Raw genomic sequence first — 14,968 nt, forward strand, 5'->3', positions numbered from 1 at the left:
GACCCGAACTACCGCGGACCCGAGCCACCGCGGACCCGAACTACCGCGGACCCGAGCCACCGCGGACCCGAACTACCGCGGACCCGAACTACCGGAGCCGGGCCCGGGTCAGGGCGCGGAGAGGCGGCGGGCGAACTCGGCGGCGGCGGCGCCCGGGTCGTCGGCCTCGGTGATGGCCCGCACGACCACGACGCGCGTCACGCCGTACGACATGACCTCGTCCAGCGTGGCGAGGTCGATGCCGCCGATGCCGAACCAGGGCCGGTCGGTGCGCAGCCCCGCGGCGTGCTTCAGCAGGCCGGGCCCCGGCGCGAAGCGCCCGGGCTTGGTCGGCGTCGGCCAGACCGGCCCGCAGCAGAAGTAGTCGACGCCTTCCTCGACCGCCGCCGCGGTGGCCTCCGCGTCGCTGTGGGTGGACCGCCCGATCAGGATGTCCGGCCCGAGCATCTGGCGCGCCACGGCCACGGGAAGGTCGTCCTGCCCGAGGTGCAGCACGTCGGGGCGCGCGGCGTAGGCGATGTCGGCCCTGTCGTTGACCGCGAGCAGGGCCCCGTGCCTGTCGCAGGCAGCGCGGAACACCTCAAGGAGCGCGAGCTCCTCGCGGGCCTCCAGGCCCTTCTCGCGCAACTGGACGATGTCCACGCCGCCCGCGAGGACGGCGTCGAGGAACTGGTCGAGGTCGCCCTGGCGGCGGCGCCCGTCGGTGCAGAGGTAGAGCCTGGTGTCAGAAACCGAGCGCCTGGGCACGCCTCTTCACCTCGGTGTGGCGGCCCGCGGCGATCGCGTCGATCGGAGCCCCCGGCAGGGAGTCGTCGGCGGTGAACAGCCACCGCAGGGCCTCGACGTCGTCGTAGCCCGCGTCGGACAGGACCGTCAACGTGCCTGGCAGGCCCTTCACCACGTCGTCCGCGGCGATGAAGGCGGCGGGGACCTCGGGCTCGGAGCCGCCCCGCCGGACACCGATGAGCCTTTTGTCCTTGAGAAGCTGCTTGGCACGCCCGGCACTCAGCCCGAGCCGCCTGCCCACTTCCGTGAGGGGGAGCCACTCTCCCACCAACTGGTCGGTTTCCCGGTCGATCTGCGCAACAGAAAGCGTCACGGAACCACAACTACCACGTCGCGCCTCTTCTCAAACACCCCGCAGGGGGTCACAAGCAGTCGCGCAAGGGTACCGAGGGGTCCATCGCGCGATCCACATCGAGCCTTTGCCCGCCCTCGACGATGCGGCGGCCCTGCACCAGGTCACGGGGACGGTCGACCGTAAGGATAGCGGCCAGCCGGTGGTCGTCGGTCAGCCAGCACGCCGCCCACTTGCGGTCGGTCGCCGGGTCGCCGCGCAGGACCAGCCGGGCGCCGTCGTGGTGGCCGGCGTACTGCAGCATGCGGCCGAACTGCTCGGACCAGAAATAGGGAACCGGGTCGTAGACGGCGGTCTCGCCGAGGAGCGTGGCCACCGCGGTCTCGGGGGCGTTCAGCGCGGTGTCCCAGTGCTCGACCCGCATGCGGCGGCCGAAGCGGCGCGACCACCAGTTCGCGCAGTCGCCGACCGCCACGATGCCCTCCATCGAGGTGCGCAGGTGCTCGTCGACCAAGACGCCGTTGTCGATCTCGACGCCGGAGCCCGCGAGCCACCCGACGGTGGGGCGCACGCCGACGCCGGTCACCACCACGTCGGCGGGGATCCATGAGCCGTCCATCATGGTCAGGCCGCCCGGGTCGACCGAGCCGACCATCGTGCCGAGCCTGAGGTCGATGCCGGCCTCGGCGTACCAGGGCACGGTGCGCCCGCCGACCTCGGTGCCGAGGGCTACGGCGAGCGGCGACTGGGCGGCCTCGACGACGGTCACCGCGCACCCGGCGCGGCGCGCCGCCGTGGCGACCTCGGCGCCGATCCAGCCCGCGCCGACGACCACCACGTGGGCCTTGGGGACCAGCAGTTCGCGCAGGGCGAGGGCGTCGTCGATGGTGCGGAGCACGTGCTGGGTGCCCTCGCCGCGCAGCCTGATGGGCGAGGCGCCGGTGGCGATGATCAGGCCGTCGTACTCGAGCTCGCCCTCTGTGGTCTCGAGCGCGCCCTGGCGCAGGCCCTTGGCCGACACGCTGGTGCGCAGGTCGACGTCGAGGGCGCCGAGGTCGGAGTCGACGACCGTGGAGTCCAGGTCGCCGAGCAGCACGGCCTTCGACAAGGGTGGACGATCGTAGGGGCGATGGTTCTCATCTCCGACCAGAGTGACGCGCCCTCGGTAACCGCGCGCCCGCAGCGCCTCGACACTCCGTACGCCGGCCAGTCCGGCTCCGACCACCACGACATGATTCACATCCTGACCCTAAGCGGCCAGCCGGGTAACTCGCCAACGGCGATTTGGTAACGAATTGGCTCACTATCGCACACAGCCAGTGATGAGAACACTCAAGCGGGTGCGCAAGCCGTATGGAGGCAGGAATAGGCTGGTGCCGTCAGCACGCGCGGGAGTCCGGCGAGACCGGGCTGAGAGGAGGGCTCACGGCCCTCGACCGCTAGAGACCTGATCCGGATCATGCCGGCGAAGGGAGCGGGACCTTGGTGGACATGCCGAATGTGCGAGATGTCGTGGTGCCGTCGGCCGAAAAGACGCCACACTCCGGCCCACCGTCCGAGGCGCCGCGCACCGGCGGGCCGTACGGGAAGGCGCCGCACGCGGACGTGATCGTCGTGGGCGGGGGCGTGGTCGGCCTGTCGGTCGCCTGGCGCGCCGCCCAGCGCGGGCACGCCGTGACCGTGGTCGACCCGGCGCCCGGGTCGGGCGCCTCACACGCGGCGGCCGGGATGCTCGCCCCGGTGAGCGAGGTCACCTACACCGAGGAGCCCCTGCTGCGGCTGGGCCTCGCGTCCCTCGCCCTGTGGCCCGGCTTCGCCGCCGAGCTGTCCGGCGAGGCGGGGATGGACGTCGACCACCGCACCGACGGCACCCTGGACGTCGCCTTCGGCGCGGACGACCTCGCGGCGCTCGGCGAGCTGGCCGGCTTCATGGAGAAGCTGTCGCTCCCGGTGGAACGCCTGACGGGACGCGAGTGCCGCCGCGCCGAGCCGATGCTCGCCCCTTCGGTCCGTGGCGGCGTCCTCGCGCCGGGAGACGCCTGGGTGGATCCGCGCCGGGTGACGGCCGCGCTGCTCGCCGCGCTGTCGCGGCGGGGCGTCGGCGTGGTGGCCGACCGCGTCACGGGCTTCGCCGTCGAGGGTGACGCGGTGCGCGGGGTACGGCTGGCGCGAGGCGGGGCGATCGCCGCGGACCGGGTCGTCCTGGCCGCCGGGGCGTGGTCGGGATCGTTGGACGGCCTGCCCCCGGAGGTCCTGCCGCCGGTGCGCCCGGTCAAGGGCCAGATCATGCGGCTGCGCGGCGCTCCGGGGTTCCTCGGCCGCTGCGTGCGCGGGGTGGTCCACGGGTCCAGCGCGTACATGGTGCCGCGCGGCGACGGGGAGATCGTGCTCGGCGCCACGCAGGAGGAGATGGGGTTCGACACCCGCGTGACCGCCGGGGCCCTGTGGGAGCTGCTGCGCGACGCGCGCGAGCTCGTACCGGGCATCACCGAGCTGGAGGTGACCGACCTGTCCGCCGGCCTGCGTCCGGGGACCCCCGACAACCTCCCGGTCATCGGGCGGACGGCCCTGGCGGGGCTCGTGCTGGCCACCGGCCACCACCGTGGCGGCGTCCTGCTCTCTCCCCTGACCGCCGATCTCGTCGCCGGGGAACTGGCCCTGGGCGACGACCTCGGCCCCGTCCTGCCTCCCTGCCACGATCCGGCGGGACGGCCCGGCCCGTCCTTCACGGCGATCTGCTCGCCCCTGCGGTTCGGCGGGGCACGGCACCAGGACACCACCGACCCCCACCGATGGACGAAGGAGGAACGGGGCTCCTACCCCGGCGGCCGGCCGGGGTCTGCCGCCCCGGAAGCGCGATGAGAGTGACGATCAACGGCGCCCCCCACGACCTGCCCCCCGGGACCACCGTGGCGCAGGCCATACAGACGCTGACCTCGGCCGTGGCCGGGGTCGCGGTCGCGCTGAACGACGAGGTCGTACGGCGGGGCGCGTGGCAGTCGACCCCGCTCGGCGAGAACGACCGCGTCGAGGTCCTGACGGCGGTGCAGGGTGGCTGACGAGCGCGAGGAGACCCCCATCAGAGTCGCCGGCGAGCGGGACGCGGACCCCATGGACGACACGCTGATCCTCGGCGGCGAGAAGTTCGGCTCGCGTCTGATCATGGGAACGGGCGGCGCCCCGTCCCTGGAGGTGCTGGACCAGGCGCTGGCCGCGTCCGGCACCGAGATCACCACGGTAGCCATGCGGCGGCTGGACCCGGCCTCCAGGGGGTCGGTGCTCGACGTCCTGCGCGACCGGGGCGTGCGGGTGCTGCCCAACACCGCGGGCTGCTTCACGGCAGGCGAGGCGGTGCTGACCGCGCGGCTGGCCCGCGAGGCGCTCGGCACCGACTGGGTGAAGCTGGAGGTCATCAACGACGAGCGCACCCTGCTGCCGGACCCGATCGAGACCTTCGACGCGGCCGAGCGGCTGGTGGCCGACGGGTTCGTGGTGCTGCCCTACATCGGGGACGACCCGGCGCTCGCGCGGCGGCTGGAGCAGGCGGGGTGCGCGGCCGTGATGCCCCTGGGCGCGCCCATCGGCTCGGGGCTCGGGATCCGCAACCCGCACAACATCGAGCTCATCGTGGAGGCGGCGGGCGTTCCCGTCATCCTGGACGCCGGCATCGGCACGGCGAGCGACGCGGCCCTGGCGATGGAGCTCGGATGCGACGCCGTCCTGCTCGCCAGCGCGGTGACGCGGGCCCGCAGGCCGGGACTGATGGCGGCGGCGATGCGGGACGCCGTCACCGCGGGCCGCAGGGCGCGCCTAGCGGGCAGGATCCCCCGCCGCCGGTACGCTGAGGCGTCCTCGCCGGCCATCGAACCGGCCGGCGCAGAGCCATCAACCCCTTCGTGACGGGAAAACATGTCGGCATCGGTTTGGGATGTGCTTGCCCTGCCCCTGGCAAACCGCCCGTAAACTCACTCCCGTGGACACGACGGTTGCGGACCCCCTTGTAGGGCGGCTGCTGGACGGGCGCTATCGCGTTGAGTCCCGGATCGCCCGGGGTGGCATGGCCGCCGTCTACCTGGCCCTGGACATCCGGCTCGACCGCACGGTGGCTCTGAAGGTGATGCACCGATCGCTGGCCGAGGACCCCGACTTCGTGCGGCGATTCATCGGCGAGGCCAAGTCGGTGGCCAGCCTGTCGCACCCCAACGTGGTGCACGTCTTCGACCAGGGCACCGACGGAGACCACGTCTACCTCTCGATGGAGTACGTCCCGGGGCGCACCCTGCGCGACGTGCTCCGCGAGAGGAAGCGCCTGCCGGCCCGCGAGGCCCTGGAGATCATGATCCCGGTGCTGGCCGCGCTCGGCGCGGCCCACCAGGCGGGCATGGTCCACCGGGACGTCAAGCCCGAGAACGTCCTGCTGACCGACGACGGCCGGGTCAAGGTCGTCGACTTCGGGCTGGCCCGGGCCATCGAGGCGGGCAACCAGACCCGCACCGGCGTCATGATCGGCACGATCGCCTACATGTCGCCCGAGCAGGTCACCGCAGGGGTCGCCGACGCGCGCAGCGACGTCTACGCCGCCGGGGTCATGCTGTTCGAGCTGCTGACCGGGCACCAGCCCTACCAGGGCGACAACCCCATGTCGGTGGCCTACAGGCACGTCCACGACCGGGTGCCCGCGCCGTCCTCGCTGGCGGGGGACATCCCGCCCGTGCTCGACACGCTGGTGCTCTCGGCGACCGACCGCGACCAGAACCGGCGGCCGGCCGACGCCACCGCGCTGCTCGTCGCGGCCGTGGACGCCCACCGCGTGCTGCCGCGCGACATGGGACCGCAGCGCCCGCCCACCGGGGCCGCCGCCCCGGGGCCGGCGGCCGCGCACCAGATGGGCGCCCCGCCCGCGAACCCGACCCTGATCCACTCGCAGACCGAGATGCTCACCGCCCCGGCGGTCAGGGCCGCGGTGGCCGAACGCCCGAAGCGCTCGGGTTTCCGGCCCAACTGGTTCATCGTCGCGCTGGCGATCTTGATGATCGGCGCGATCGGGGGCACGGGCTGGTGGTTCTCCGAGGGCCGCTACACCAAGATCCCCGACCTGGCCGGGCTGAACGTCACGATCGCCAAGTCCGAGGCCGAGAAGCAGGGCTTCGAGGTCAAGATCGGTACGCCCGAGCACGACAAGGAAGTGGCCGAGGACAAGGTCCTGCGCACCGACCCCGAGCCGGGCAAGGAAGTGCTCGCCCAGTCGAGGATCACGCTGATCCCCTCCGCCGGACCCGTCAAGATCGCGGTGCCGAACGTCGTCAACCTGTCCGAGGCCGATGCCCGGGCCAAGATCTCCGACGCCGGCCTCACCGCAGGCACCGTCAGCCGGGTGCCCAGCGACACCGTGCAGCGCGGCCTCGTGCTGCGTACGAACCCGCAGGTCGGCACCAAGGTCAAGGAGGGCAGCCGGGTGCAGCTCGTGCTGAGCGCCGGGCAGCTCATGCCCGACGTCAGCGAGATGCAGTGCGACCAGGCCGAGGCGTTCCTGCGGCAGAAGGGGTTCAACCCCACGATCGTGCAGCAGACCGACAACGCCCAGCCGGGTACGATCATCGCCCAGGACCCGGCCGCGCGCGCCGAGGTCACGGCAGGGCAGGGCGTGCAGCTCACCTGCTCCAAGGGGCCGGACACCGGCTTCCACTGGCCCTGGGAGAACCCCGACAACGTCCAGCCGGGCCAGGCGCTGGTGGCCATCCCCGACGTCCGGTTCAAGAACGTCGGGGACGCCACCCGCGAGCTCCGCGCGGCCGGTTTCAAGGTGCGGGTGCGCAGGATCGCGGGCGCGGGCTCGGTGGTCGCCGAGAACCCTTTGGGCCAGGCCCCGGCGGGCACCCGCATCACGATCTGGCACTGACCCCGCGCTCGGGCGGTCTCTCGGAGTGAGGGAGCCGTCCTACCGGCCGTGAGGCGTGCCGTGGAGGCGGAGGCGGCCCATCCCGCCGTCGGGGTAGATGTCGAGGCGTACGTGCGTCGCCACTCGGTCACCGGGCAGGCGGAACCTGTGGCGGGTGTCCGGCTGGAGCCGGGTGCGGGGAAGCAGCTCGAACCACTCGGCGTCCTCCCCCGGCGGCCCGCCGCGGACGTCCGCGCCCATCAGGCAGGCCGCGCCCGGGGCGTTGTACACCAGGTTGGTGGTGTCCAGCTCGGCGACGCGCGCGACGCCCGGCACCGCCAGCCGTACGACCAGCCAGTCGTTGCCGCCGTCGCGGCGGCGGGCCGTCTCCCATCCCTCGGCCTGGTGCCGGGGCAGCCCGGGGGCGATGACGTTCGCCGGCGAGGAGTAGAACTCGTCCGAGCAGCCGGTGACCACGGCGCCGTTCTCCAGGGCGGCGAGGTCCACGGTCATGCCCTCGTACAGCGCGAGGCCGGGCACCACCTCGCCGTGGACGCGCAGCCGCGAGACCCCGCCGTCGGGGAAGATGTTCAGCCGTACGTGGGTGAACCGGCGGCCGTCGCCGACGGTGAACTCGTGCGAGGCGTCCCCGCCCAGGGGGCTCTTCGGCACGATCTCCACCCACTCGGCCTCCTGGAGCTCGGCCACCGAGGGGTAGCCGTCGACCTCGCACGCCTCCACGGAGGCGAAGGGCGGGTAGTTGCCGGTGAACCACGCGGTGTCGACCACCACGCCCCTGATGACGCCGGGCATGCCGAGCCGCACCATCGCCCAGTCGTGGCCGGGCTCGCGCCGCCGCCGGGTCTCCCAGCCGTCGTAGACCTGGCCTCTGGCGCCGAAGGTGCCGGGCTGGAACGCGGGGGCGCCCGGCCTGATCAGCGCCTGCCGCTCGGCGAAGGACTCGTCGCTCGCCGCCACGACGGAGCCGCCGCACGTACGCAGCGCCAGGTCGGGCAGGCGCGTGACGTCACTCACCGGCACCGCCCGCGGGGATCGGGTGAAGGTCGTTCAAAGAAGCACTCCAAAGGGTGGGACGGTGTCGGTCACGGCCCGGCCGCGCAGCCAGGTGGTGCGTACCACCCCGGTCAGCGTGCGGCCGTGGTACGGGGTCACCGGGTTGCGGTGGCGCAGGTCCCGGGCATCGACGGTGAACTCGGCCGTGTCGTCGAAGGCCACCAGGTCGGCGTCCCCGCCCACGGCGATGCCGCCCTTGGCGGACAGCCCGGCCAGCGCCGCCGGTCGCGCGGACATCCAGTCGACGACGCGCGGCAGCCCGTACCCGCGCGAACGGGCCTCGGTCCACACGGCGGGCAGGCCGATCTGCAGCGAGGAGATCCCTCCCCAGGCGGCGGCGAAGTCGGGCACCTTCAGATCGGGGGTCGACGGCGAGTGGTCGGACACGACGCAGCTGATCACGCCCGCCGCCAGGCCCTTCCACAGCTCGTCGCGGTTGCCCCCGTCCCTGATCGGGGGGCAGCACTTGTACTCGGGTCCGCGCACCTGCCCGGCGGTGAGCGTGAGGTAGTGGGGGCAGGTCTCGGCGGTGATCGGCACCCCGTCACGCTGGGCGGCGTCCAGCGGTTCGAGGCAGGAGGCCGAGGACACGTGCAGGATGTGGACGCGCGCGCCGGTCTCGCGGGCGACGGCGATGACCCGCTCGACGGCCCGGCGCTCAGACTCCCCCGGCCGCGAGTCAAGAAATTCCGGATATGTCGGACCGAGCGGCTCGGTGAGCAGCGCGGGGTCCTCCGCGTGCACCACCATGAGCCCGTCGAAGGCGGCCACCTCGCGCAGCGCCGTACGCAGGCCGCCGGCGTCCAGCGGCGGGAACTCCTCCACCCCGGACGGCGACAGGAAGCACTTGAAGCCGTACACACCCGCCTCGTGCAGCGCGCGCAGCTCGGACGCGTTCCCTGGGATCGCGCCGCCCCAGAAGCCGACGTCGACGGCGCACTGACCGGCCGCCGCCGCCCGCTTTACCGCGAGAGCACCGGCGTTCACGGTCGGCGGCAGCGAGTTGAGCGGCATGTCGACGATCGTCGTCACGCCTCCGGCCGCCGCCGCCCTGGTGGCGGTGGCGAACCCCTCCCACTCGGTGCGGCCGGGCTCGTTGACGTGGACGTGGGTGTCCACCAGGCCGGGCAGCAGGCACACCTCGCCGAGATCGACCTGTTCGGCCGCGGGCGCCGGGTCGTCGTAGGGCAGGAGCGCCGCGATCGCGCCGTCCCGCACGGCCACCGCCAGCGGGCGCTCGCCGCCGGGCAGCACCGCCCGCCGGGACCTCACCACCAGTTCGAAGTCGCTCACAGGCCTCCGTCCGGGCATCGCATCACCGGGTGATCAGTCATGGGCGTGGACGGGTGACTGGGGAAGCCATTCGGCGGCCAGGTTGGCGGCGAGCCGCTCCAGGAGCGGACCGGCCTCTCGCATGCACCGCAGCACGTCGTCCTCGATGTCGGTCAGCGCGAACGCCGCCTGGATGCCCGCCGCGCGCAGTTGCTCGCCGGTCAGCGCGCGCCGGCCGCACACGGCGACCACGGGCACCCCCGCCTCGGCGGCGGCCGACGCCACCCCCGCCGGGGCCTTGCCGCGCAGGGTCTGGCCGTCGAGCGAGCCCTCCCCCGTGATCACGAGCCGCGCGCCGGAGAGCCGGGCGGAGAAACCGAGCAGGTCGAGCAGGAGGCGGATGCCGGGCCTGATCCCGGCGCCGAGGAACGCCATGGCCGCGAACCCGACGCCACCCGCCGCCCCCGCGCCCGGGGTGTCGCGCGCCCGTACGCCGAGGTCGCGCTCGGCGATCTCGGCCCAGCGGGCCAGGCCCTCCTCCAGCCTCGGCAGCTCGTCCGGGCCCGCCCCCTTTTGGGGGCCGTAGACCGCCGCCGCGCCCTCGGGGCCGAGCAGCGGGTTGTCCACGTCGCTGGCGACGACGAACGCCGTGCCGGCGGGCCTTGTGAACCCCGAGAGGTCCAGCGAGTGCAGGCCGGCCAGGGCTCCGCCTCCCGGGGGCAGGTCGCGGCCGCGCGCGTCCAGCAGGCGCACGCCGAGCGCGCGCATCATGCCGGAGCCGCCGTCGGTGCACGCGCTGCCGCCGAGGCCGAGCACCACCTCCCGGGGGCCCTGGCGCAGGGCCGCCGCGATCAGGTCGCCGGTGCCGTCGCTCCCTGCCGTCAGCGGCGCGAGCCGCCCGCCCGGGAGCCGGTGCAGTCCGGACGCCTCGGCGAGCTCGACCACCGCCACACCGTCCAGGAAGCCGTACGCGGCGGTCACCGGCTCGCCGGTGGGGCCGGACACGAGGGCCTCGACACGGTGGAACCCGCAGGCGACGGCGGCCTCCACGGTGCCGTCCCCGCCGTCGGCGACGGGCATGGTCACGACCGTCACGTCCGGCTGGGCGGCGCGCAGGCCCGCCGCCACCCGGCCGGCGACCTCGACGGCGCTGAGCGAGCCCTTGAACTTGTCCGGCGCGACCAGCACGTGCCCCGGCGTCACGCGCGGACCTCCGGGCGGGCATGCCCTGACATCAGGACGTTCGAGGGCACATGTCCCGACCTCACGCGCCGACCTCCTTGTTCACGCTGAATCCCTTGTCGGCGGCGAGCCGGGCCAGGCGGCGGTGGGCGTCGGCGCCGGCCCGCCCCGCGGCGTCGTGCGACACGGTGCGCAGCTCGCCGTCCTCCACCACCGTCCGGCCTCCGACGAGCACGCGGGCCACGGGCGGCGTCGCGCCGAAGACCAGCGCGCACACCGGGTCCTCGACCGCGGCCGCGAAGCCGTCGACCCGCCACAGGACGATGTCGGCCAGCTTCCCGGGCTCCAGCGAGCCGATCTCGTCCTGCCGCCCGAGGCACCGGGCGCCGCCCAGGGTGCCCATCTCGAGCGCCTGGCGGGCGGTGAGCGCCGCCGGCCCGTACATCGCGCGCTGGGACAGCAGGGCCTGCCGCATCTCGCCCGCGAGGGGCGTGAGCTCGCTGGAGGCGCTGCCGTCGACGCCGAGGCCGACGACGGCCCCGGCACGCAGCATCTCGGAGACGCGGGCGATGCCCGCCCCGAGGCGGCCGTTGGAGCTCGGACAGTGGGCCGAGCCGGTTCCGGTGTCGGCGAAGCGCCGGATGTCGCGATCGTGGAGGTGGACGGCGTGGGCCACCCAGACGTCGGGGCCGAGCCAGCCGAGCTTGTCCATGTAGTCGACCGGGGTGCAGCCCATCTGCGCAAGGCAGTGCTCCTCCTCGTCGATCGTCTCGCACAGGTGGGTGTGGAGGCGCACGCCCTTGTCGCGGGCGAGCGCCGCCGCCTCGGTCATGAGCTCGGCGCTGACCGAGAACGGCGAGCACGGCGCGACGGCGACCCGGAGCATGGAGCCCGGAGAGGGGTCGTGGTAGGCGTCGACGGCCTCGGCGGTGGCGGCGAGGATCTCCTCCAGCCCCTCGACGACCTCGTCGGGGGGCAGGCCGCCCCGCGAGACGCCCCGGTCCATCGACCCCCGGCACGGGTGGAAGCGGAGCCCGAGGTCGCGGGCCGCCTCGATCTCGGCGGCGAACAGGTCGCCCCTGCCCTTGGGGAAGATGTAGTGGTGGTCGGTGGTCGTGGTGCAGCCCGACAGCACGAGCCAGCCGAGCCCGGCGGTCGCCGCGCCCTTCACGACCTCGGCGTCCATGGCGGCCCACACCTGGTAGAGCGCCTTGAGCCACTCGAACAGCGTGGCGTCCTGGGCGACGCCCTGGGAGGCCCACTGGTAGAGGTGGTGGTGGGTGTTGACCAGGCCGGGGGTCGCCAGGCAGCCGGTGCCGTCGACGCGGGTGGCGCCGGGGACGTCGGGGGCCGGGCCCGCGCCGAGAGCGGCGATGCGGCCGTCCTCGACGTGGATGTAGCCTCGGCCGATCTCGGGTCCGACCACCGGGGCGATCGCGACGTTCTCGATGAGGGTGCCCACCGTCACGCCACCTCGGCCTTCCTGGCGGCGGCGAGCCGCACCGCGTCGAGGATCTTCTCGTACCCGGTGCACCGGCACAGGTTGCCCGCCAGGGCCTCGCGGATCTCGGCGTCGGTGGGCTCGGCGTTGCGCTCGATCAGGTCGTGCGCCTGGACCAGCAGGCCCGGCGTGCAGAAGCCGCACTGCACGGCGCCGCACTCGACGAAGGCCTCCTGGATCGGGTCGAGCCGGTCCCCCTCGGCCAGCCCCTCGACCGTGCGCACCTCGCGCCCCTCGGCCTGGCCCGCGGCGACCAGGCACGCGCACACTGGCCGGCCGTCGAGGTAGACGGTGCATGAGCCGCATTCGCCCTGCTCGCAGGCGTTCTTGGCGCCGGGGAGGCCGACCCGCTCCCGAAGGACATAGAGCAGGCTCTCGCCCTCCCAGACGCCGTCGACCGCCTCCGGCCTTCCGTTGACGGTGAAGTTCACGCGCATGCCGCCACCTTCTCGCGGTAGTCGTTCCAGGCCCAGGTCAGCGTGCGACGGGCCATCACCGCGACCGCGTGGCGGCGGTAGTCGGCGGTGCCCCGCACGTCGTCGATGGGTGAGGCCGCCTGGGCCGCCAGCTCGCCGAACCGGGCCAGCAGCGCGGCGCCGAGGGCGGCGGACCCGGTCCAGTCGAGCTCGGCCGCGAGGAACTCCTCCGCGGCGACGGCGCGGCGCGGGGTCGGGGCGGCCGAGCCCACCCCGGTGCCCGCCCGGCGCTCCCCGGGGTGCAGCGCAATGGCGAAGGAGCACACGGCGATGACCATGGCGTTGCGGGTGCCGACCTTGGAGAAGTACTGGGGGCCTTCGGCGGGCGCCATCCAAAAGGCGCGGATCAGCTCGTCGGGCTCCAGCGCGCTGCGCTTCACCCCGAGGTAGAACTCGGCGGCGGGGATCATGCGCGTTCCCCGCGCCGCGGACTCGACCTCGATCACCGCGTCGCCGGCGAGCAGGGGCGGGTGGCTGTCGCCCGCCGGGGAGGCGGCGCCGAGGTTGCCGCCGACCGACCCCCGGTTGCGGATCTGCGGGGAGCCGACCGTGCGGGAGGCCTGGGCCAGGCCCGGGAGGCTGTCCCCCAGCTCGGAGATGATCCGCGCGTACGGCACGCCGGCGCCGACGCGGAGCCGTCCGTCGAGCATGAGCTCCCAGTCTGCGAGATCGGTGACCTGGTTGAGGTCCAGCAGCGCCACAGGGCGGCGCACGTCGAAGTTGATCTCCACCATCACGTCGGTGCCGCCCTGGATGGGCACCGCGTCCGGAACGGCCGCCTTGGCGGCCAGCGCCTCGCTCCAGGTGGTCGGTCGCAGGAATTCCATCGGTACTCCCCTAGTCCCAGGCCGGGCCCGCGGCCGGCGCGTCGTCGTGGAGCACGGCGCCCTCGATCAGCCCGTACGGGCGATCGGCGGCGAAGTAGACCTCGTTGTCGTTGTCCAGGCCGAAGGGAGCGAGGTCCACCAGGAAGTGGTGCTTGTTCGGCAGTTCCAGCCGCACCTCGCAGACCTCGTCGCGGGTGGCCAGCACGCGGGATCCCATGGCGAAGAGCGTCTGCTGCAGGGACAGGCTGTAGGTGTCGGCGAACGCTTCCAGCAGGCATCCCCGCACTTCATCATACGATTTCCCGAAATCGTATGAATTGCTGAGATCATCGGGCGGCGCGGCATGGCGCCAGCGCGCGGTCACGGCGGTGGCGAGGACGCGGTCGGTGGCCGGAGGGAGCGTGGTGTACTCGTCCTGGATGAACCCGTGGAACTCCGAGCCCGTCGAGTTGAGCACGACGAGATCGCGCAGGCCGGACACCACCGTGGAGGTGCCGTCCCGGTCGTGGTGGACGACGCACGTGCGCGTCTCGGTGCCCGACCGCACGAACGAATGCGGCCCCCGGCGCTCCCAGGAGTACTCCTCCACCTCCACCCGGGCGTGGTGGATCGTGGGCTGGGAGCCGACGAAGTGCCGGGCGAGCAGGAGGGCGAACTCCTCGATCTGCCCGATGCCGTGCTTCTTGGCGAAGGCGTAGACCGTGTTCTTCTGCGAGTCGGTCGGCAGCACGGCGGCGTTGCCGCCACTCCTGTGCACGTCCTCCATGTCCCCGGCGAGCGAGATGGAGACGTTGCAGTCCTTGAGGTGGTGGACCTCGCCGTCGCGGGTGACGCGGACGACGCGGGTCTCCGCCTTGCCATAGCGGTTGGGTCCGAGGACGACGGTCATCGCTAGCTCCCTCGGTAGGTCGAGTAGGCGAACGGGCTCAGCAGCAGCGGCACGTGATAGTGCGCCTCCGGGTCGTCGACGGCGAAGGTCACGACGACCTCCGGGTAGAACGCCGTCACGCCCGACCGGGCGAAGTAGGCGCCGGTCTCGAAGACCAGGCGATGCACGCCCCGGCCCGGCTCCCCCTCGGGCAGCCAGTCGCGCAGGCGGCCGTCCTCGTCGGTCACGCCCTTCCCGACCAGGCGGTCTCCCTGGCGCAGGCTCACGGCCACGCCCTCCGCCGGCCGGCCGTTGCCGGAGTCCAGCACGTGGGTGGACAGGCTCACGTCTCCTCCTCTGCGTGGACGCCGGTAGCAGACCTGGACGGGGTCATGCGCTCTCCTCGCCCCTGTTCTCGCCCTCCGCGAGGAGCTTATTCACCCGCAGGCACGTGATCTTGGCGAGCTCCTCCCGCACGACGGCCCGCTCGGTGTCCTGGTCGTTGCGCAGGCGGTCCCTGAGGCGGTCGAGCATCTCCTCCCCCGGCAGGCCCGTGGCACAGATCAGGTACACGTGCCCGAACCGCTCCTCGTACATCATGTTTCCCCTGAGCAGCTCACCGCGCGTCTCGTGACTCGACCCGCCCACCCCGGCCTGCTCCAGCCTCGACCAGAGCGACTCTCTGCCGCTCCCCCGCATCCGCTCGCCGATGCGGGGATGAGCGGTGAGCGCCTCCAGCACCTCGGGCCAGCTCAGGTCCTTGACCGCCGCCTCGGCCGTGGCGACGGCTCGCGCGACGTCGTCGTACGGCC

The 14,968-nt window shown here is 73.4% G+C and carries 16 protein-coding genes and 1 riboswitch; of the genes, 4 read left to right on the forward strand and 12 right to left on the reverse strand.

The annotated features are described in order from the left end of the window. Nucleotides 1-108 precede the first annotated feature (108 nt). The 3 genes from thiE to AB0O34_RS29620 are packed head-to-tail and all read right to left on the reverse strand — an operon-like array spanning nucleotide 109 to nucleotide 2,318. A complete protein-coding gene (gene thiE / locus AB0O34_RS29610; RefSeq protein WP_363920950.1) occupies nucleotides 109-747 on the reverse strand; it encodes a thiamine phosphate synthase in 639 nt (212 codons plus the stop codon). Further along, nucleotides 725-1,099 (reverse strand): Rv2175c family DNA-binding protein, encoded by a 375-nt coding sequence (locus tag AB0O34_RS29615; protein ID WP_363920952.1) that lies wholly within the window; start codon nucleotides 1,097-1,099, stop codon nucleotides 725-727. The genes thiE and AB0O34_RS29615 overlap by 23 nt, the downstream gene beginning before the upstream one ends. Before the next feature lie 49 nt (nucleotides 1,100-1,148). Next, nucleotides 1,149-2,318, reverse strand: coding sequence for an FAD-dependent oxidoreductase (locus AB0O34_RS29620; RefSeq protein ID WP_363920954.1), 1,170 nt, complete (start codon nucleotides 2,316-2,318; stop codon nucleotides 1,149-1,151). Nucleotides 2,319-2,456: 138 nt separating this feature from the next. Continuing rightward, nucleotides 2,457-2,569: riboswitch (TPP riboswitch) on the forward strand. Here AB0O34_RS29620 and thiO point away from each other — a divergent pair. From thiO to pknB, 4 genes are all read left to right on the forward strand, one after another. After that, the gene (thiO, locus tag AB0O34_RS29625) at nucleotides 2,570-3,940 is read left to right on the forward strand and encodes a glycine oxidase ThiO (RefSeq protein ID WP_363920976.1); all 1,371 of its coding nucleotides are present in this window, start codon (nucleotides 2,570-2,572) and stop codon (nucleotides 3,938-3,940) included. Next, nucleotides 3,937-4,137, forward strand: a complete 201-nt coding sequence (gene thiS / locus AB0O34_RS29630; RefSeq protein ID WP_363920956.1) for a sulfur carrier protein ThiS — start codon at nucleotides 3,937-3,939, stop codon at nucleotides 4,135-4,137. The genes thiO and thiS overlap by 4 nt, the downstream gene beginning before the upstream one ends. A gap of 52 nt (nucleotides 4,138-4,189) precedes the next feature. Beyond that, nucleotides 4,190-4,978 (forward strand): thiazole synthase, encoded by a 789-nt coding sequence (locus tag AB0O34_RS29635; protein WP_363920978.1) that lies wholly within the window; start codon nucleotides 4,190-4,192, stop codon nucleotides 4,976-4,978. Nucleotides 4,979-5,051: 73 nt separating this feature from the next. After that, nucleotides 5,052-6,977 carry a Stk1 family PASTA domain-containing Ser/Thr kinase gene (gene pknB, locus AB0O34_RS29640; RefSeq protein ID WP_363920958.1) on the forward strand — a complete coding sequence of 642 codons (1,926 nt, stop codon included), beginning with the start codon at nucleotides 5,052-5,054 and terminating at the stop codon, nucleotides 6,975-6,977. Nucleotides 6,978-7,016: 39 nt separating this feature from the next. Here pknB and alc read toward each other — a convergent pair whose 3' ends face one another. From alc to AB0O34_RS29685, 9 genes are all read right to left on the reverse strand, one after another. After that, a complete protein-coding gene (alc, locus tag AB0O34_RS29645; protein ID WP_363920960.1) occupies nucleotides 7,017-7,991 on the reverse strand; it encodes an allantoicase in 975 nt (324 codons plus the stop codon). A 33-nt stretch (nucleotides 7,992-8,024) separates the two neighbouring features. Next, nucleotides 8,025-9,323: an allantoinase AllB gene (allB, locus tag AB0O34_RS29650; RefSeq protein WP_363920962.1), complete on the reverse strand. Its 1,299-nt coding sequence runs from the start codon at nucleotides 9,321-9,323 to the stop codon at nucleotides 8,025-8,027. Nucleotides 9,324-9,356: 33 nt separating this feature from the next. Then, nucleotides 9,357-10,505: a glycerate kinase gene (locus AB0O34_RS29655; protein WP_363920964.1), complete on the reverse strand. Its 1,149-nt coding sequence runs from the start codon at nucleotides 10,503-10,505 to the stop codon at nucleotides 9,357-9,359. A gap of 61 nt (nucleotides 10,506-10,566) precedes the next feature. Beyond that, nucleotides 10,567-11,946 (reverse strand): 8-oxoguanine deaminase, encoded by a 1,380-nt coding sequence (locus AB0O34_RS29660; protein ID WP_363920980.1) that lies wholly within the window; start codon nucleotides 11,944-11,946, stop codon nucleotides 10,567-10,569. A 2-nt stretch (nucleotides 11,947-11,948) separates the two neighbouring features. After that, nucleotides 11,949-12,422: a (2Fe-2S)-binding protein gene (locus AB0O34_RS29665; RefSeq protein WP_363920966.1), complete on the reverse strand. Its 474-nt coding sequence runs from the start codon at nucleotides 12,420-12,422 to the stop codon at nucleotides 11,949-11,951. Then, the gene (locus tag AB0O34_RS29670; protein ID WP_363920968.1) at nucleotides 12,413-13,288 is read right to left on the reverse strand and encodes an FAD binding domain-containing protein; all 876 of its coding nucleotides are present in this window, start codon (nucleotides 13,286-13,288) and stop codon (nucleotides 12,413-12,415) included. The genes AB0O34_RS29665 and AB0O34_RS29670 overlap by 10 nt, the downstream gene beginning before the upstream one ends. 10 nt (nucleotides 13,289-13,298) lie before the next feature. Then, on the reverse strand, nucleotides 13,299-14,177 hold the full coding sequence (gene pucL / locus AB0O34_RS29675) for a factor-independent urate hydroxylase (RefSeq protein WP_363920970.1): 879 nt from the start codon (nucleotides 14,175-14,177) through the stop codon (nucleotides 13,299-13,301). A gap of 2 nt (nucleotides 14,178-14,179) precedes the next feature. After that, nucleotides 14,180-14,503, reverse strand: a complete 324-nt coding sequence (gene uraH / locus AB0O34_RS29680; RefSeq protein ID WP_363920972.1) for a hydroxyisourate hydrolase — start codon at nucleotides 14,501-14,503, stop codon at nucleotides 14,180-14,182. Nucleotides 14,504-14,546: 43 nt separating this feature from the next. Beyond that, nucleotides 14,547-14,968, reverse strand: a 422-nt coding sequence (locus AB0O34_RS29685) for a 2-oxo-4-hydroxy-4-carboxy-5-ureidoimidazoline decarboxylase (RefSeq protein WP_363920974.1), incomplete at its 5' end; no start/stop codon positions are given.

The organism is Sphaerisporangium sp. NPDC088356 (assembly GCF_040685555.1).
Taxonomy (GTDB): domain Bacteria; phylum Actinomycetota; class Actinomycetes; order Streptosporangiales; family Streptosporangiaceae; genus Sphaerisporangium.